The organism is Pseudoflavonifractor sp. HCP28S3_F10 (genome assembly GCF_052065415.1).
Classification (GTDB): domain Bacteria; phylum Bacillota; class Clostridia; order Oscillospirales; family Oscillospiraceae; genus Pseudoflavonifractor_A.
Genome location: NZ_JBQHUB010000001.1, coordinates 153,741 through 172,016, shown reverse-complemented (window position 1 = coordinate 172,016; position 18,276 = coordinate 153,741). Strand labels below are relative to the sequence as shown.

General features: G+C 59.7%; 10 protein-coding genes. 5 read left to right on the top strand and 5 right to left on the bottom strand.

The features are described from left to right. Positions 1-88 precede the first annotated feature (88 nt). From ACTNBZ_RS00810 to ACTNBZ_RS00800, 3 genes are all read right to left on the bottom strand, one after another. A complete protein-coding gene (locus ACTNBZ_RS00810; RefSeq protein ID WP_441207743.1) occupies positions 89-3,790 on the bottom strand; it encodes a S8 family serine peptidase in 3,702 nt (1,233 codons plus the stop codon). 34 nt (positions 3,791-3,824) lie between these two features. Beyond that, a complete protein-coding gene (locus tag ACTNBZ_RS00805) occupies positions 3,825-6,332 on the bottom strand; it encodes a leucine-rich repeat domain-containing protein (RefSeq protein WP_441207742.1) in 2,508 nt (835 codons plus the stop codon). A gap of 105 nt (positions 6,333-6,437) precedes the next feature. Further along, positions 6,438-11,216, bottom strand: coding sequence for an S-layer homology domain-containing protein (locus ACTNBZ_RS00800; protein WP_441207741.1), 4,779 nt, complete (start codon positions 11,214-11,216; stop codon positions 6,438-6,440). 410 nt (positions 11,217-11,626) lie between these two features. Between ACTNBZ_RS00800 and ACTNBZ_RS00795 the strand changes: the two genes are divergently transcribed. Continuing rightward, the gene (locus tag ACTNBZ_RS00795) at positions 11,627-12,616 is read left to right on the top strand and encodes a hypothetical protein (protein ID WP_441207740.1); all 990 of its coding nucleotides are present in this window, start codon (positions 11,627-11,629) and stop codon (positions 12,614-12,616) included. A gap of 89 nt (positions 12,617-12,705) precedes the next feature. Here the strand turns inward: ACTNBZ_RS00795 and ACTNBZ_RS00790 are convergent, their stop codons facing one another. Further along, complete coding sequence (locus tag ACTNBZ_RS00790; RefSeq protein WP_441207739.1) at positions 12,706-15,174, bottom strand: S-layer homology domain-containing protein; 2,469 nt, start codon at positions 15,172-15,174, stop codon at positions 12,706-12,708. Positions 15,175-15,451: 277 nt separating this feature from the next. Between ACTNBZ_RS00790 and ACTNBZ_RS00785 the strand changes: the two genes are divergently transcribed. Together ACTNBZ_RS00785 and thpR are read left to right on the top strand one after the other, a co-directional pair. Further along, positions 15,452-15,994: a stage V sporulation T C-terminal domain-containing protein gene (locus ACTNBZ_RS00785; protein ID WP_441207738.1), complete on the top strand. Its 543-nt coding sequence runs from the start codon at positions 15,452-15,454 to the stop codon at positions 15,992-15,994. Positions 15,995-16,051: 57 nt separating this feature from the next. After that, positions 16,052-16,594 (top strand): RNA 2',3'-cyclic phosphodiesterase, encoded by a 543-nt coding sequence (gene thpR, locus ACTNBZ_RS00780; protein ID WP_441207737.1) that lies wholly within the window; start codon positions 16,052-16,054, stop codon positions 16,592-16,594. Between the two features lie 167 nt (positions 16,595-16,761). On the opposite strand, the gene sleB is transcribed toward thpR, so the two are convergent. After that, entirely contained in the window at positions 16,762-17,442 is a 681-nt protein-coding gene (gene sleB / locus ACTNBZ_RS00775; protein ID WP_441207736.1) for a spore cortex-lytic enzyme, read from the bottom strand. Between the two features lie 185 nt (positions 17,443-17,627). Here sleB and ACTNBZ_RS00770 point away from each other — a divergent pair, with 185 nt between their 5' ends. After that, positions 17,628-17,900: a translation initiation factor 2 gene (locus tag ACTNBZ_RS00770; RefSeq protein ID WP_441207735.1), complete on the top strand. Its 273-nt coding sequence runs from the start codon at positions 17,628-17,630 to the stop codon at positions 17,898-17,900. A gap of 65 nt (positions 17,901-17,965) precedes the next feature. Then, on the top strand, positions 17,966-18,256 hold the full coding sequence (locus ACTNBZ_RS00765) for a hypothetical protein (protein ID WP_441207734.1): 291 nt from the start codon (positions 17,966-17,968) through the stop codon (positions 18,254-18,256). Positions 18,257-18,276 lie beyond the last annotated feature (20 nt).

Below are 18,276 nucleotides of genomic sequence, written 5' to 3'. Positions count from 1 at the left end.
GCGCAATGCAGGCGGCGGGGGAATTTTCATGCTCCCGCTCCGGGAATCATCCCGGTATACCGTCTCCGGGGCAGGGCACAGAGCGTTTTTACTCCATCCCCACTACCATATGGGGGATAAGACTCTCCATGGAATCCAGGCTGTTCCATACCATGACCTTGGCGGTATACCGGCCCTTGTCCGGGATGGTCAGCGTACCGGACAGATATTCCGCGGCCTTGGGCGCCAGCTTCCGCTCGGTCGCCACGCAGTCCACCATCCGCATCTGCTCATCGTAAAGGCACACGATCAGCGCAGCGCCGTTGGCCTGATCCCCGAGATTCGCCGCCCGGATCCGTGCCGTAAACGTGGCGCCGTTTCTGAGGGCCGTGCTGTCCGTCAGGTTCTCTACCTGAATCAGCTGTCCCGCAGTACCCGGCATTCCCACACTGACCTCAACGCAGTTGGTGTCAATCACCCGCTTTTCCCGGTCCACTGCCTGTACGATCACCGTATAGAGTCCCATGGGCAGCAGTTTATCCAGCGTATAAGACGGTCCTTCCGCTGTTCCGACCAGGTTGCTCAGCGTGTTGAGATAAATACGGTATTCCGCCACATTGCTCGTATCCGCGCCGTTTGTCCAGGAGCAGCTGAGTCCGATGGCCTCTCCCACGGCATACTGTCTCTTATCGGCCCGGACCATCAGACTGGACGCACTGGTATCCACCACCTGGGTCCTTGCCGCGCTTATATTGTTGGCATAGTCGGTCACACCGATGTCCACGGTATGGATTGCCCGGCTGCTTTCCTCGGGCAGCCTGAGGTTCATGATGTATTCCCCTGTCGAACTCTTTCTCAGGGTAAACACAGATTTTCCATCGGCATCGGCATATTTTTGCCCGTCTACCAGGAACACAAAGCTCTTGATCCCCGAGCTGACCACACCGGCGTCCTCCGCGTTGATCCGAAGCTGACAGGTAGCCGCTTCAGTGAATGCCGTCTCCGCCGCCACTGTCGGCGCGGTCTTGTCAATTTTGACAGGCATCGTCAGGATCTGTTCTTCGGCGCCGTCGTAGTCTGCTCTGGCTCTGATGTTGATGTAATACTGGCCTTCGTCCACCGACTGACGCTTTCCGGTAAATTTGTCATAATAGGTCCCGGTCCACATCCAGTCAAAATTAACCTTTCCCAGGACCGATTGCTCAATGGCCACTTCCTTGCGCACATAGTCCATCTGGTCGATGACCTTGATGACCTCTCCCTTTTCATTGGTCACATCAATGGTGACATCCCGCGCGTTCCGCAGGAAAGACACCTCCGGTATGACATTGCAGTACGAATCAGGGTCGGACGGATTGATGGCGAACTGATTGGGATACCGTCCGTCTCCCAGAGGGAGCATCTGCATGAGATAGCCGTAGCTGACCCCGGTGTAAAGGCTTGTGACTCCATAGACACAGGTTTCCTCATACATGGGGTCATCCAGGATCTGCAGGCCCGCCCAGTCGCCATAAAAGCCCATGAACGGCAGACCCACCGACACGGCATCCGACGTCCACATATCGGGAGTAAAGCGGATAAAGCCCTCAATAAAGTTGTTGTACTCCTGATTTCTGTCGATTCTGATGGTAACAGACACGGTCTCTGTACTGCCGGGAGCGACGGTAACCTCAGACCGGTCAAATTTGACGCTGTCGCTGTTCGGACCCATGGCGCCGGTGGTATAGGTCACGCTCTCGTCTCCCCGGTTATACAGCTCGACCTGTACCGTCCGGTCACCGTCGATGGCCTTGAGTTCGATGAACGGATCGCCGTTGCACGTGACTGTCGTCTCATTTTTGAGTGCATCCGCCGCTGATACCACGCCCGCGCCCTGCTTTCTGGGCGAATATGCCTCGCCCCACGAGGTCGTCAGAACGTGAGCTGTATTCATCAGCGCGTTCTTCACATAGTCAGTCTTATCTCCGGGATCGTCAAAGGTCATGCCGGTCTCCTGCATATGCTGGACCATCAGGGCCGCGATACCCGCTACATTGGGGCAGGACATGGAGGTGCCGGAGGCGCTCTTGTAGCCGTTGTTGCTGACGGTACACCAGACGTTTCCGCCCACGCCCGTTACATCCGGCTTAAAGGACAGGTCGGAAACCGGGCCCCACGAGCTGAAATACGACATACCGGCCCCCCAGGACGGCATCTCCAGCAGGCCGTCCTCAAAGGAGACCTTCAGCCCGGACGAGCAATACTTTCTCAGCAGTTCACCGTCAGAATTCCGCATAAACACAGTGGGGATGGCCACGGCGTCATCGGTGGAAATATTGTCCAGCAGATCTTCCTGGCCCTTGCTGTTGTAGATGATGGCGGCAACAGCGCCGTACTCCTGGACATTGAGCTTCTTCTCCCGGAATTCGATCTCGCCGCGCTTGACCAGGGCGATTTTTCCTCTCAGGTCCTTTCCTGACAGATCCTGCAGGCGTCCCAGCCCGCAGTATTCCACCGGATACTGTTCGGTCAGGCCCTTCGTATCAAAATCCGACAGCACATACGGCATGGTCTCCCGCTTCGTCCCACCTACCCAGGCGGAGAGTTGGTAGGTGATACGCTGGTCATTGTCCATAGAGGCAACCTGGATGGTATCCTCCGTCAGGCCGGGCTCTGCTACCGTCTCAGTATCGATCAGGGTATGATAGTTATCCGTATCCTCCTCGGTGTCCTTAATGTAGTTCGAATTCGCGCCGTTGCCGGCAGCCGCCACCACGATGACGCCGGCTTCCCGCGCGGCTTTGATGGCTTTCTGCTGTCCGTCCTCCGGATTATGGAAACCAGAGCTGAGACCAATACTCAGATTGATCACATCGGCGCCCAGCGCCACCGCATCCTCGATGGCAGCAATGATAGCCGCTTCGCTGGCGCCTCCCACCGAGTTGTTGGAGAAGATCTTCAACATGAGGATCTGGCACTCCGGCGCCATGCCCCGGGCTCCCTCATGCCTCTCGATCTCCTCTTCGCTCTGGCAATTGGCTCCGATAATACCGGAGACGATCATTCCGTGATCATACGCGGGATCATCCACCGCCCGGTCGATGATATCGTTGTTCTGGTCAGCATAGTTATAGCCATAAGGGACTTTCTCGGTAAAATACCGGCCGTGGGGCTGGTCAAACTCGCTGATCATCTCATCCACATCGCTTTTTTCCAGCCGGACCGGCACGCCGTCGGAGATCACCATGTCCTTGTGGTTGTAGTCGATACCGGAATCCACCACCGCCACGACTACCTCGCGTCCGTCATAGCCGTAATCCTCGACCACCTGGTTCACGCCGGTGATCTCCCGGGAATTGGCCATGCTTCTGCTGTAGGTATTTGCCTGGACCACTGAAGTCACGCCGGGCAGCTTTTCGATCTTCTCCTTATCCCCGTAGCGGGTCTTGACACAAAAACCGTTAAAGAGCAGGCCATAGCGCCGGGAGATCTCTGCCTGGGGGTTGATCTTTTTGATCTCCGAGATACACGACTCCTGAGAGACATGCACACGGTCCATCAGACGGGCATCCTTCGCCGTGTCCTCCGCCTTTCTGTCTCCGGCCAGTTCCACGCCGGAAGCACTCTCAAGCTCCACGATCAGCTCGACGATCTCGTCCGCTGCCGGGAGCTCCTGCTCGGCCTGTGTCTCTGGCTTCTGCTCCTCGCGGATCGTCTCGCGCATCAGCTCCAGCGCCCGGTCATCCGTCTCCGCAGTCTCAGCCGCACCGGCCGGGACTGCCAGGGAAAACGCCACCGCAAGGGCCAGAATCATACTTATGATACGTTTCATATTGTTGCTCATCCTTTTCTCCGGCCGTACGCACTTACACGTAGAAGTCCTTGCCGATCAGCTTTTCATAAATCTCCCGCAGCGGCGAAAAATCGGTAACCGGGTTGCCCGCCAGATACAGGTTCTTCAGCTGCGTCAACTTCTTCAGCGGCTTCACGTCGGCGATACGGTTGTACTGCAGGTAGAGGCTGGTGATGCTCTTCATATTACCCAGAGGCGTCACATCCGTGATGTTGTTGTTCTTCAGCGTAGCCATCTCCAATGCTGTACAGCTCTCCAAAGCCGAGACGTTGGATATCTGATTATAGCCCGCGTCCAGGAACTTCAGCTTGCTCTTTCCCTCCAGGCAGGAGATATCGGAGATCTGATTGCCGCTGACTACCACCCAGTACAGGTTTTCCGCGTCTCGCAGCGCCGAAATATCAGTGATCGCTCCGGCGTTCTTGCTGTTCCCGATCTTGACACGGGTCAGTTTAGTCTTACCGGCCAGCATCGAAATGTCACGGATGGGACATTCGTCCGCCCAGAGCTCCTCCAGGTCCTGCAGCTCCCGGAGGGGTTCCAGCGAGCTGACGGGGGTCCTTCCTATAAAAAGATTCTTCAGGCCGGGAATATTTCGGACCTCGGAGATGGAAGTCAGGCCATAGTTCTCCTCCAGCATCAAAGTGTCCAGATCCTCCTGACCCAAGAACGCACCCGGCTCGATGCGGGTGATCTTATTTTCATCCGCACAGATCTCGATGAGGTTGCTCATGTTATTGAAGATCCCCGCAGGCAGCACAGTAAAGCTGTTCATGGCCACATCCAGGTATTCCAGCTTGGTCAGATGCTTGATATACTTCCACTGGCTGTCATCCAGGTAATTGGCCGCCACACCCAGATAGGTCAGGTTATGCATGTGCTGCAGATCTTCCAGCGAATGGATGCCCAGGGCAAAGCAGTCCAGCTCCCGCAGATACTTGACGTCGGAATAATAGACGGTGCCCTTGGGTTTGTCGATGGCCTTGCGGACACCCTTTTCCAGCGCCTCGTCATGCCACACGATGGGGTAGTCCTCTTTGTCTGTGACCGTACAATACACGGTAACCGGCGTACCGGCGCCCAGCACACGGCCGGTAACAGCCAGTTCGCCCTCCTCCTGAGGCGGGATCTCCCGCTGGTCCCATTCCATCCGGGCATAGCTGCCGTCCCAGAGCTTGATGCAGAAAGGCATTCGGTAAGTCTGACCGCAGGAAAGCGAGAGCGCGGCGTTGCCGTCGCGGTCCGCCTCCAGCATCGTGAGCGTGAAGTCCCGCTCCGTCAGCGCGTCATAATAGGGAGCCACGGGGGAGAAATCCGTCACAGCTGTTTCCTTCAGTTTCAGGGAACGAAGGCTGCGCAGCTCAAACAGGGGTGCAATGTCCTCCAGCGTCTCGTTTCCGTAGAGATCCAGCTTTTCCAGCCCGGTGAGGGCAGACAGCGGGGACAGGTCCTCCACGCCGCTCATCCACAGCGTCAGGCGCTTCAGCCCGGTAAACTGCCGCAGGTCGGTCAGATCGGGATCACTGAGATAGGAGGCGTCCAGTTCTGTAATGGAGGCCAGCTGCCGCCGGGTAATAGTCCCGGGCTCGCAGCCCAATTCATAGGCAGTGACCTCTTCCAGATCCGCGTTTTGGAAGGAATAGACCGCGTCAGGGGAGGCGCCCGTCACGGTCAGAGTCAGACGGACCGGCTCCGCCCAGCCAATGGCCGTTCCGGTAAAGGAAAAGGTGCCGGGCTGGGCGGTGCTTGCCGTTCCCTCCCAGCTCACGGGGACAAACGCGGTCTGTCCGCTGTACATCCGCGCCCGTACTGTCATGGGCAGGCTGTAGGGCGTGCCCTGATCTACAGTGACTGTGACCGGTTCGATCCCCACGATCTTATCCGCCGCCAGCACCGTCACGGTCATGGCGACCTTCTGGCTGCTGTAGCCGTCCACATGGCCCGTCAGCGTATAGACGCCCGCCCGGGTCAGATCAGGCGCATTGTCCCACACCACGGGGACATACTCCACCTCGCCGGTGTACATGGTGGCTTCCAGCATTTCCGGCATGGTGAAGGCGGACCACTGGGGCACGCTGACCCGCAGCGTCCTGATGCTGGCGATATCCTTTATTGAGAAGCCGCCCTTGATGGGCACCCGGATCACATTGGACACCACGCTGCCGCCCAGGCTCTCGGCAAAGATCCGGACCTCATAGGCCTTGGGCAGGATCTTGACGTGCTCTGTGGCGGCCGCCGTTCCCTCCGCTCCCAGCGTCAGCTGAGAAACTGAGCGGCTGATCATGCCGCCCTTGTAGTCCACCAGGGCCGTCACCAGACGGATCTCCCGGCTCTTTTGCTCGGTGTTCCGGGCCTGGACGTCCAGGTCCTGGATGTGCCGGGTCTCGATCCGCTCCACCGGCCGGACCAGCGAAACCTCCACCGGCTGCTCCACATCCGCGGCCAGAGCAGGGCTGGCCACCGAAAAGAGCAGCGCGAAGAGCACAAGCAGGGAAAGGGGTCTCTTAAGGTGTCTCTTCATGAAGCGTTCACCTTCTTTTCTTCATTCTCTGGATGATAGACCGCTGCCGCGCGGGAGCCAGTGCTCCCGCGCGGCCGGCTTTTACTTAAGGTTTAACCTGGGTAATTATTCGATGGTCAGGTACACCTGGAATTCCACCGCCTGGCCGTTCTCCATCAGAGGTTCAGAACCCTCCGCGTCCCCAAACAGCTTAATGGTAACGACATATTTCCCGTTCTGCTGGACCGTAGTCTGGATGTACTCCACCATACCCTCAGAAGGCTCCGCAAGTCCGGCATCGTACAAGGGGCCAGGATAGTTCCCATACACATACAGCCCATACTCCTCATCGATCACGCTGGCATACTCGCCAGCCACCACCTGGAAATAGGCGTCCGGATACTCTCCGGGATCTCCGCTGATGATAAATGCAGAGGCATTGGTTGCATCATATACGAGTCCGATGTCCTTGATATCGCCCGCGGGGGGATCGACCTCGCCGCCGTTCAGGGCGGCTACGGCGTCGCTGAGCTTCGTGGCCGCGGCGGTGATGGCCGCCTGGCCGGCAGCGGGATCGCGGTAGACAGTCCGGGCCTCGGTCAGGGCGGTCTGGATGGCAGCCCACTTCTCCGCGTCGCTCTTCAGGGCCTTGGCGGCCTCCACCGCGCTGTGGAGGCTGGCGCGGTCCTTGCCGTCGTTCACGGGCAGGTAGGTGACATAGCGGGAGACCACATTGGTCCCGGCAATCTCGGTGTAGGTCTCAAAGACCAGCATCTCGTCCTGCGCCAGCAGCGCAGCCTCGATCTCCGCCTTGGTCAGCTTGATGTCACCAAAGAACATCGCATACTCCTCGGCAAGCGGTCCCACGTCGGTGCCGTGGCCGCCCAGCAGGGCCCGGAAGTGAGTCGCGCCCTCGCTCCCCGCTTTCATCTCGGTCTCCCAGGCAGAAGAATCATAATCACTGTCGCTGATGTAGTTTGCGCTGTACACCAGATCGGGCGCGGTCTGGAAGGTCTTGAACACCACATCGTCCTTCCACATCAGCCCGTTCATGGCCGCCACCAGAGTATCATAGGCCTGATTCACAGCGGGAATGGTTGCCGTATCATCCTTAAACGTGGCCTGGGCGGCGGTCAGGGCAGTCTGGAAAGCGGTCCAACTGGTCTCAGTATAGGCCGCCGCCACCCGCTTCTCCGCATCCAGCAACTTCTTGCTGAAGACCGTTGTGGTCACACGGCCCGCCAGCTTGTCCATGGCGCTCTGCAGGTTAATCAGGGCCGTGGACACATCGTCCGCCGTGGCCGCGCTGTTGTCCAGCACCGTCTGAGCGGCAGTTTTGGCGGTGGTCAGGTTCTTCCAGGTGGAAGCGCTGTAGTCCTTCTCGTTCAGCGCCTCCGCCTTGGCCACCAGCGCGGTCAGCTCGCTCTTGTCCACAGGCTCAGCCTCGGCCAGCTCATCTTTCGCTTTGGTCAGCGCAGCCAGAGCGTTGGCCACATCGTCCGCCGTGGCCGCGTCGTTATCCACAACAGCCTGAGCGGCGGTCTTAGCGGCGGTCAGCTTCTCCCAGCTCGCCGGCGTATAATCCGCCTCATTCAGTGCGTCTACCGCAGCGATAAGCGCGGTCAGCTCGCTCTTGTCCACGGGGACAACCTCGGGCTCAGTGGTAATGGTAAAGCTCTTCTCAATGACGGTGCCGTCGATCAGAGTGACCTTTCCGGTGATCTGGCTGGTGCCTTCGGCCTTGACTCTGCACCAGAATCTCCAGCGGTACACGTAGGGATTACTGTCAGATGTTCCTTCTGTAGAGGTTCCCTTGGTAATATAGTTTTCGTCAAAAAGGACCTCCACCGACTGGATCTGGCCCTTCTGCAGGCCCGTCACCGTCAGCCAGTAGCTGCCGGAAGCGGGCAGGCTGCTGCCGAGGCTGGTACGTACCGTCTCAGGGACCTCGTCCGTGCTGCTGATCGTGCCCTGATACCAGGTGACCTTCAGATCAGTCTTGTCGATGGGCAGCGCCTCCAGGCTCGCCATCGCAGTGTTCAGCGCGGCCAGGGCGTCGTCCAGTTCTTTCTGAGTGACAGTGGCGCTGGTGCTCTGCTTATATACGGCGTCAGCAGCGGTCAAAGCCTCGGCAAAAGGTGCCCAGGTCTCGGTCGTGTACTGGTCGGAAACCAGCTTCTTGCCCGCATCCACTGCCGCCTTCAGGGCCTTGTTGTCCACCTGCGGCACAGTGGTGCACTTCAGCACCGCCGTGGAGAAGGTGCCGTCATTGAACTTGACCGTGGCTTTCAGCTCAAAGGTACCCAGGTTCGTGACCCGCAGACTGATATTCTTGTGCGCCTGGTCGCTCGTCCATGCGTCCTGAACATTGAATCCGCCGGCAGGATCGCCCTCAAACACGAACTCCTTGATATCGGAGCCGCTGGTGCCGGTATGGAGAGTCATATTCTTCTGGTAATCCTGATAGAGGGTAAACTCCGTCAGGCGCTCGCTCTTGTTGGCCTCGGTGAACCAGACCTCGATGTCGCTCTGATTCTTGTTGACCAGAGCGTCCTTCTTCTCCTTCAGACCGGCCAGAGCGGCGGCCAGGTCGTCCTCAGAGGCGGCCAGGTCGTTCAGCCTGCCCTCCGCGGCGTTCAGCGCGGCGGCGAAAGCGGTCCAGCCCTCAGCCTTGTAATCCTCGCTGTTGAGGGTCTTACCCTCCGCAACGGCCTTGGTCAGGCTCTCCACTGTGGCGGCGTTGACCACCACTACCGTCATTTCAGCGCTCTTGGAGGTTCCGTCCCACTCGGTCCTGAAGGTCAGGACCGTTGTTCCGGTCTTGGCAAGCGTGCCGGTCACGGCGAAGTTCTTCAAATCGGTCTGGTCCTGCGTCACCGCCAGTACGGTGGGATCGGAGGAGACGACCGTCACGGCGGGATCGCCCGCGGCGCTGCCCTCGGTGACCCAGAGCAGGGAATCGCCGTTGTTGGGGAAGGTCTTGCCCTCGGCCAGCAGCGCGCGATAGCGCTCGGGGGCGGCGGCGCCGTTCAGCTTGAGAGCGGCGTCCACGGAACCCTTTTCCTCCAGGGCGGCAATGGCGTCCCTCAGATCCTTGGCGGCCTTGTCCGCGATCGTCTTGGAGGCGTCGCCGTTCTCCATCACCTCTTCGGCATAGGACAGGGCTTCCTTGACTCTGTCGAAGGAGCCCGCCGTATACGCGGACTCATCCAGCTTCCTGGCCTCCTCGATGGCGGCGGCCAGGGCGGTCTTATCCGCTTTTTTGGTCAGGCCGGTAATGGCGGCGGTCAGGCTGTCCTTCGCGCCGTTGACTACAGCCTGAGTGGCTTCGCCGTCAGCATAGGTGCTCTCAGCCTCCGTCAGTGCGGTCTCAAACGCGCTCCAGGTGGAACTGGTATACTCAGACGCATGCTCCAGAAGCGCCTTTGCCCGGTCGATCTCGGCTTTGAGGGCGCTCCGGTCCACCTGGACCAGGCCGGTCACCGTAAAGCTGAGCTCTTTATCCAGCTGGGCAGGCTTGCCTGCATGCAGCTTGAGGAGATATTCGCCGGCCTGAGAGCCCTCAGGCATGGCAAAGGTAAAGGTAAACGTTCCATCCTCGCCGGTAAACACCTGGTCAGCGGCGGCACGCTTGTTCTCCTCCACCGCGGTAATGGTGTAGGTCAGCGGCACATTGGCGGCGGCCTTGCCGTCCGCGGTCACACCGCCTGTGACCACAATGCTCTCATTAATATCATAGCTGGTCTTGTTCAGGCTGGCGGTCATCTCATACTTGACCGCGGGCTCGGTGCTGCCGCCGCCACCGCCGCCGCCGGAACTGCCGGAGCCGCCGGAAGAGGCGTTCAGATCGGTGGTCGTGCCGGGCTTCACGGGCTTGCCGGCTACGGTGGTCTGCTCGTTGGCCTTGATCTCGTCCGCCTTGCCCGCACCGTGGATCTTGGCACCCTCGGCATCTACGGTAATGCTGTCAACATGACCGCCCTTCTGCACCTCAATATCCACCGCGCCGCTCACGGTGACGGCATCCACCTGGGTGCCGTCCTTCACGACGATCTTGGTGTTGACCGCATCGGCCTTCACATCGATGCTGTGGATGGTACAATCGGCCAGCTCCACAGTCCGCTCGCTGCCGCCGGTAACGATGATGCGGCCCTTCACGGTCACATTGTCCAGCGTAAGCGTTCCGGCACAACCCTCAGTGACATACAGGTTGCCTTCGATCACCATATCCCGCAGGGTCACATCCTCGGCGCCAACCACCACGGAACCACGGGTATTCTCGCTGTAAACGCCCGTTTTAATGTAAATGCCGGGGACCGCCCGGGACAGCATCATCACGGTCTCAGCCCGGGAGATATTCCGCTCCGGCCGGAAGGAACCGTCCGGATAGCCGGCGATCACGCCCAGTTCACCGGCCGCCTCGATGGAATCCCGCGCCCAGGCGCCGGCCTGCGCGCTGTCGGTAAACAGGGAGCTGCTGCCCTTGCGGGCTTCGTCCAGGACCGTCATCACGATCCTGGCAGCCTCCTGCCGTGTGATATGGTCGGTGGGGCGGGCCGTTCCATCCGGATAACCGGCCATATAGCCCACCCGTGCCGCGGCAGCCACATCCGCGCTGAACCAGTCGGAATCCTTTACATCGGAGAAGTTCGCTTTCCCTGTCCGCAGGAAGCCGAATACTCCGTTTACGATGCGGACGAATTCCGCCCGGGTGATGAGCTCATCCGGCCGGAGATCGCCGCTACTGTCCCCGGTAATGATGCCCTGCTCCGCGAAGGCTTCCATCTCCGCCTGGCACCAGTGGCCCTCCGGCATGCCAGCCGCCAGTGCGCCTCCGAAGGTCTGCACCAGCATCAGCATCGCCAGAAGAAGGCCTGTAACTCTTCTCCATTTCGATACTTTCATTATGTTCTCCTTTTCTATGTTATTTTGGAACTGTTGCTGTGCTCACAACGTGGACATGTCCGCCTTGCAGTCCGCCGATCCCTCCATTTCGCTGCACAGCCCGCGGAACGATATTTCGAAATTCGAACATTCCGCGAGCCGTTTTAAATAGGTAAAATAAATACAACATAGCCGATTGTATTGAGCTAAGTATAGCATAGCTTTGAAACCTTTAACAATTGTTTAAGCCTATACGGCTCCCTCATTATATTTGTAATATCTATATATATATCTTCCAGCCCTTATCGCACAAAAAAACGCCCTGCACAGCAGAGCGTTTTCAAGGAAAATACACCTGTTTTTTGTGGAAGGGGGATAGAATTGTCCCCAATAGAAGAACATCTCCTTCCTGCACTGAGGAGGGATGCCAAATGGCACAGTACACAGAACATTTTGGGCTGCATCAGTGGGAGAGCGCCGATCCGTTTCTCCGCACCGATTTCAACACTGATTTTTCCAGATTGGACACAGTGCTTGACCGTCTGCGCGGGAATGGGGAGGCGAATGCCTATGATATTTACAACCTGATGCTGCAAAATCATTACGAGGGCAAGTACACCGGCTACAAAAAAGGGCTTCTCTTCAGCGCCTTCCGTGAGGATGAGGCGGCGGGCGCCCTTCGCGCGCCGCAGGTCTTTCTCACCGGCGGGCGGCTGGCACTGTACGGCGCAGAGCAGGGCGATATCGACCTGGGGTATTACGATGATGTAGGCGAGAAATCGGAGCGGACCAGCCCGGAGCGCTCCCCCGACCACGGCGGGCTCTGGACCGGCTTCACCTGCCAGGTATTCAACTATAACGATGCCATCATGGCCCACACAGTCACCGCCCGGGCCATGGTCAACGGCGCGGAGCGGTCTGTAACCACCGCCGTGACCCCAGAGCTTAATTACCGCAACTCAGCGGAGCTGCTGCTGGAGTGGCCTGAACCCCTGCAGATCGGCGCCCGGGACGTCTGCTCGGTCCGTCTCACCGTTGAGACCAGCCATGGTTACCTCTATCCCGCCGCTGGTGACCGTGTTGGGGCGGGCGGCGTGTTCCACTTCACCCCCGTTACCGGGGCCACGGGCTGGTTCCGGGCCGTCTATGCCGGCGTCCCGGCGGCGGACAGCGTGCTGGCCTGGGTGCGGCACACCGGAGGTAAGATGGCCCTGGCCATTACCGACGGGGGCGGATACCGTCAGGTCCTCACCCCCACGGAGACCCGCTCCACGGTCGGACTGGACGGCACGCCCTGCACCGAGAGCGCCTTCCTGCTCCGTTCCGGCTTTGCCGCCGGGGACTGGACGGTGGAGCTCATCCTGCGGCGGCTGGAGGCGGAGACCATGGAGGTCCTGGACTACGGCCTGGTAATCGCATAGCGCGATTTTGGGACAAAAACACCCCCGGGCCGTTTGGCCCGGGGGTGAAACACGTTATGGGTGTTTTTGTGCCCCCGTCAGATCAGCGATTACTCGATGATGTAGACGTAAGCAGCCAGGTTGGCGTTGTCCTTGTCGGCCACGACGATGACCTCGCTGCGGTCGCCGGACTCCTCGGTGGCGTCCTTCACGGTGACGATGGTGCCGTCGGAAGCCTCGGTCAGGTCGGTGCCGTCCACAGTGATGAACTTGGTAGCATCATTGTAGGAGTAGGTCTTGCCCTTGGTCAGGGTCAGCACGCCGTCAGCAGCCTCGTCCACGGTAGCCGCGGTAGCAATCTGCTTGTCGCTGGTGACCTCGGTGCCGTTCATCTCGACCTCATACAGGCCCTTGCCCTCGGCGAAAGCGGTGCTCTTGCCGGTGACAGTGATGACAGCGCCGTCCTTCACGACATCCCAGCTGTAGACCTTGTCGCCGTTGTCGTCCATGGTCACAGTCATATCACCGGTGACATAGACCTTGTCGGTGCTGTCGGCAGCAGCAGTGCTGTCGGAGACGTACACGAACTCGGCGGTGCCGGTGGTAACATCAGCCAGAACGATAGCCTTGGCATCAACGGTGGTGTTGGGCACGTTGGCCACGCCGGTGTAGACCTTGTAGCTGTCGCCGTTGCCGATGACGAACACGGTGGAGCTGTTGGCCTTCAGGGTTACAGCACCGTCCTTATCCTTGGCGAGGGCCACGCGGCCCTTGACCAGCTTGCTGTCGGCCAGCTCGATGTCGCCGCCCTTGACAGCCTTCAGGTTGTAGTTGCCGTCCTTGTCGGTGGAGTAGGTGTACAGGGTGTTCTCCTTGGGATTCTGGACATAGTCCTCATCGTCCAGGTTCACGGTGACGGTAGCCTTGGTGCCGTCAGCCAGAACGACCTTGGCATCCTTAGTGTCGCCGAAGCCGGTGGCAGCGGCGAGCTTGGTCACGACCAGGTAGTTGCTCTCGGAGTCAACGTCGTCCACCATGACCACGTAGCCGCACTCATCCAGGTACAGCTTGACCTCGTCCTTCAGGCTGTCAGCCAGAGCGGCGGTCAGGCTGTTGGTGCCGTCAACGTTCTTGACCAGGCCGGACTGCTCGTAAGCAGTGCCGTCCACAGTGACCTTGGAGCCCTTGATGGACTGCACGGTGCCGGTAACGGACTTGGCCTTCTCAACGATCATGGTGTCGTTGATCTTGGTCACAAAGACATAGTCGTCCTTCTTCACATCGGCGAAGCCCTCAACGTCGTCAGCGGCGTTGGTGCTGGAGAAGGTGCCCGCAAAGCCGGTGTTGTCGCTCTTGCTAATGGTGACGGTGATGTTGCCGTCGGACTTGGTGCTGTAAGCAGTGACCTTACCGAAGGCCTTCATGGTCTGGATCTGGAAGTCCACCTTGCCGTCATCGTCGTTGTCGATGAGGGTCAGGGTGGCGCCCTTCAGGTTCTTGCCGTCCTTGTCCAGGGTCAGCGCCTCAGCAGCGGCGTAGTTCACGAAGATCTTGCCGCCCAGCTTCAGATCGTTGTCGCTGGCCAGAGCGCTGGGCTTCTTGGAGCCGGTAGCGGTGGCGACCACGTTGTCCTCGCTGACGATCACGTTGCCCAGCACAGTGGCCTTGGCAGCGGAGTCATTGGAGCCCTTCTTGGCGTACAGGATAACGGACTTGCCCAGCATATCCAGGCCGGTGTCGACCTTGAAGGAACCGGAGTTCAGGCTGTCCTCGGAGTTGGTGACCTTAACATAGGTCTTGCCGTCGCTCTGAACGCCCACAGCGTCTTTGCCGGAGTCAACAGAGGCGATGTCGTTGGCCAGAACGATACCCTCGACCTTAACGGCGCCGAACTTGTCCTCGAGCATGGTCTTGGCGGCCTTGTTCTGGACAGCGATGGTGCTGCCGTTGGCGTTCAGGGTCCAGGAGTAGGACACCACATTGGCGTTCAGAGTGTTGTAGATCATCTGAGCGGCCTGATCGCGGGTCAGAGGAGCGGAGGTGTTCATGCCGTCCAGATCATCGTACAGACCGGCCTGGTTGGCCAGAACGTCGGTGGTGACCTGCCAGGTGGCGCCGCCGATGCCCTCGTACACGGGGTTGTAGCCCAGAGCCACCAGCAGCATCTTGGCAGCCTCGGAACCGGTCACGTTGGCGGAGGGAGCGAAGGTGTTGTTGCCCTTGCCGGCGATGATGGAGCGGTCCACACAGTAGGCGATGTACTTCTCAGCCCAGTTGCCCTGGGTGTCGGTGAAGGTGGTCTTCAGGTTGCCCAGCATGGGCTCCTTGCCGCCGTTCAGGGTCACGCAGACCAGGCGGGCGAAGGAAGCGCGGTCGATGTTCATGGCGGGGCCATAGCTGCCGTCGGTCAGGCCGGCGATGACGCCCAGCTCGGTGACCATGGAGACGGCCTCCTTGTGCTGGATTTCAGCCTTGTCGGTGAAATCCTCGTAGCTCGCGGCGGAGGCGCCGACGACCATCAGGCCCAGGACCATGACGGAAGCCAGAGCAGCGCTGAGAGCTCTCTTGAGGTTTCTCATTTGGATTTCCTCCTTACAAATTTTCCCTTTGAAAGGTAACATCCTCTCATCAGGTCGTATTTACTATACATGAAGATTTTTCAGGGGTCAAGGGGCTGGAGGTAACTGTAACAAAAGCGTAATCTTCGTGACTTCATTATGTAACCATCCTGTTTTTCCGCCCCGCTCTCCCGGTCCCGCACCTGTTTCCAGACAAATCCATCCCAATTTCCGCATATCCTGCCGTTTCCTGAGGATACTAACCCATGTCACCAAACGCCATGGGAGGAATCGAGATATGAAAGCAACCGGAATCGTGCGCCGGATCGACGACCTCGGCCGGGTGGTCATTCCAAAGGAGATTCGCCGTACCATGCGCATCCGTGAGGGCGACCCGCTGGAGATCTACACCAACAGCGAGGGCGGGGTCATCTTTAAAAAATACTCCCTGATGGGAGGGCTTGGGGATTTTGCCGGGCAGATGTGCGAGACCCTCAACAAGACCACCGGCCGCATCGCGGTCATCACTGACCGGGACGCCTGCCTTGCTGTGGCGGGCAGCGCAAAGCGGGAACTGACCGACAAGCGCATCTCCTCCGCGCTGGAGCAGATCATGGAGGGCCGCGGCATCTATCAGTACCAGAGCGGCGCCCAGCCTTTGCCCGTCAGCGATGACAACAGCCAGTTCTTCATCGCCTGCGCCGCCCCCATTTTGTCCGAGGGAGACGTGCTGGGCTGCGTCCTTTTCGCCGGCGGCGGCGGGGAACTGTCCACCAGCGAGACCGAATACAAGCTGGCCCAGACCATTTCCGGCTTTTTGGGCCGTCATATGGAGAGCTGACCCCTTGCATGCCATGTCCCCCTTTGATATACTATATGTATACAAAGGGGGATTTTTATGCGTCTCTTCATCGCCGTTGGCCTGCCTTCACTCTGGAAAGACCGGATGGACATGGCCACCTACTATCTCCGCAATCACACGGAACACTGCATCCCAACGCCGCGCGGGAACTTCCACATCACGCTGGCCTTTCTGGGGGAGACGGACGACGATCGCGTCCCTGCCGTGGTCGCCGCCATGGACCGGGTCAGAAGCGCTCCCTTTCTTCTGGTCAGCACCGGGATCGGTCAGTTCCACCTGAAGGAGGGCGACCTCTGGTGGATGGGCGTGGAGCCCAGCCCCGCCCTGATGGAGTTTCAGTCCAGACTGGCCGCCGCTCTGCGGGAGGAGGGATTCCCCGTCAGCGACAAGCCCTATCAGCCTCACGCCAGCCTGGCCCGCCAGGTCCGGCTTGCGGCTGACTTTGATATGGCGGAGCTGGAGCGCCTGCTCCCTCCCATGACCTTTGATATGAGCTACATGACCCTTTTCCGCTCGGAGTGGGACCGTGGCCGGCTGGTCTATACCCCTCTCCACCGCACGATGCTGGACCTCTCCTGACCGGAGGCGTCCCGCTCCCGTCCGGAAGGCCGTTCAGCGGTCTTCCGGACCTGTCTTTTCCGCTGCGCTCCCAGGCATGCACCGGGCCCCATCCTCCGGGGAGGATGGGGCCCTCTGTTCTCTGATGCGCAGGCTTTTTTCCGGGACGGGCGCAGCCCGGCGCGCCCTCAGGAGCAGAAGCGGTGTTTGCCGATGACCTTGATGAGGGGGCGGCTCCAGATCCAGGCGCTGGTGGCGGTGTTGGGATTGAAGTAGTAGATGGCGCCGCCGCTGGGATCCGCGCCGTTGATGGCGTCCCGGGCCGCCCGGACCGAGGATTCGGCCACCGGCTTGTCAAACTGCCCGTCCATCATGCAGGTAAACGCCCCCGGCTGGTAGACCACACCGGCGATGGAATTGGGAAAGGAGGGATGGTCCACCCGGTTGAGGATCACCGCTCCCACCGCCACCTGGCCGCTGTAGGGCTCTCCCCGGGCCTCGGCTGAGATGACCCGTGCCAGCAGCTCCACATCTGCCGACTGGGCGTTGGAGGCTGTGCTCCCGCCGGTAGACGGCATACCCAGGGCTTTTAGAGTGGCTGGTCCCACCACGCCGTCAGCGGTGAGGCCGTTCTTCCGCTGAAAATACTTCACCGCGGCGGTAGTACCGCTGCCGTAAATGCCGTCCACCGCTCCGTCATAGTACCCCCACCGCTTGAGTTTGGTCTGAATGGTACGCACCGGCGCGCCGGTAGACCCCTGCCGGTAAGTGGCTGCCTCCGCCGCCGTCTGCAGCAGAGAAATGACCAGGATATTCACCGCAAACAGCAGGGCCAGCGCCCGGGTGAGGTGTTTTTTGTCCTGACGCAATTGGTTCCATCCTCCTTGTCCCCGGGGCGGCGCCCCCGGGCCTGATTGGACTGTTGGAATATGCATTAGTTTACGGTGTTCCGGCGCCCGGTATGCAGTCAAGTACGAAACAAATTCTTCTTTTCATGTATGCTTCTTCCTCTCACAGGTCATACTGGTAAAAACACCGGAAAGGAAGTGCTCCCATGGTAAAGGGTGTATCCCGGCGGGTCATCGTGGTCAAATCTCCCGATCCCCGCCTGTTTGAGGAAGCGATCTTTATTGTAAAGGAAGAGGCCTTCAGCCGGGGCGGCGTATCCGCCGAACAGATCCTGCAGGAGGCCCGTCAGGTGGCACAGGGCTATGTCCGCCGCAACACGCCTCTGATGCGCCTGCTGCGGCGCATCCCCGCCCCCGCCTATGCGGCCATGGGCGCCCTGGCCTCCACCATCTGCTGGGCCGTTGCCCTGTACGGATGACCAGGTCTATTTTCCCCCGCCGCCGCCTATACTGTGTTATTCTAAAAATGTAAGGAGGCGGCACTATGGAAAGTCCCCCTGAAAAGCAGGAGACCGCTGCGCGCCTGGTCATCTGCGTGGCCGCCGCGCTCATCCTCTATTATGGCGCCCCGCCTATCTGTGACGCGCTGAAGCTCTCCCTCTGGGAGGAGCACCGTCCCTGGCTGGAGAAAAACCGGGTCATGGTCATTGCCGGGGCCGCGGCCGTCCTTTTCGCCCTCTCTCTGGTCCTCTTTCCCCCGGAGAAGGAATCCCTCTCCGCCCCGGAGGGCTTTGTCCCCTGTGGGGAGGGGGAGCCCGCTTCCGCGTCCTGCTAAGGAAAATGCCCGCCGTCTGA

Excerpts from the sequence above, each read along its gene's own strand:
- ACTNBZ_RS00810 (WP_441207743.1), bottom strand. The coding sequence starts at position 3,790 with ATGAAACGTATCATAAGTATGATTCTGGCCCTTGCGGTGGCGTTTTCC.
- ACTNBZ_RS00805 (WP_441207742.1), bottom strand. The coding sequence starts at position 6,332 with ATGAAGAGACACCTTAAGAGACCCCTTTCCCTGCTTGTGCTCTTCGCG.
- ACTNBZ_RS00800 (WP_441207741.1), bottom strand. The coding sequence starts at position 11,216 with ATGAAAGTATCGAAATGGAGAAGAGTTACAGGCCTTCTTCTGGCGATG.
- ACTNBZ_RS00795 (WP_441207740.1), top strand. The coding sequence starts at position 11,627 with ATGGCACAGTACACAGAACATTTTGGGCTGCATCAGTGGGAGAGCGCC.
- ACTNBZ_RS00790 (WP_441207739.1), bottom strand. The coding sequence starts at position 15,174 with ATGAGAAACCTCAAGAGAGCTCTCAGCGCTGCTCTGGCTTCCGTCATG.
- ACTNBZ_RS00785 (WP_441207738.1), top strand. The coding sequence starts at position 15,452 with ATGAAAGCAACCGGAATCGTGCGCCGGATCGACGACCTCGGCCGGGTG.
- thpR (WP_441207737.1), top strand. The coding sequence starts at position 16,052 with ATGCGTCTCTTCATCGCCGTTGGCCTGCCTTCACTCTGGAAAGACCGG.
- ACTNBZ_RS00770 (WP_441207735.1), top strand. The coding sequence starts at position 17,628 with ATGGTAAAGGGTGTATCCCGGCGGGTCATCGTGGTCAAATCTCCCGAT.
- ACTNBZ_RS00765 (WP_441207734.1), top strand. The coding sequence starts at position 17,966 with ATGGAAAGTCCCCCTGAAAAGCAGGAGACCGCTGCGCGCCTGGTCATC.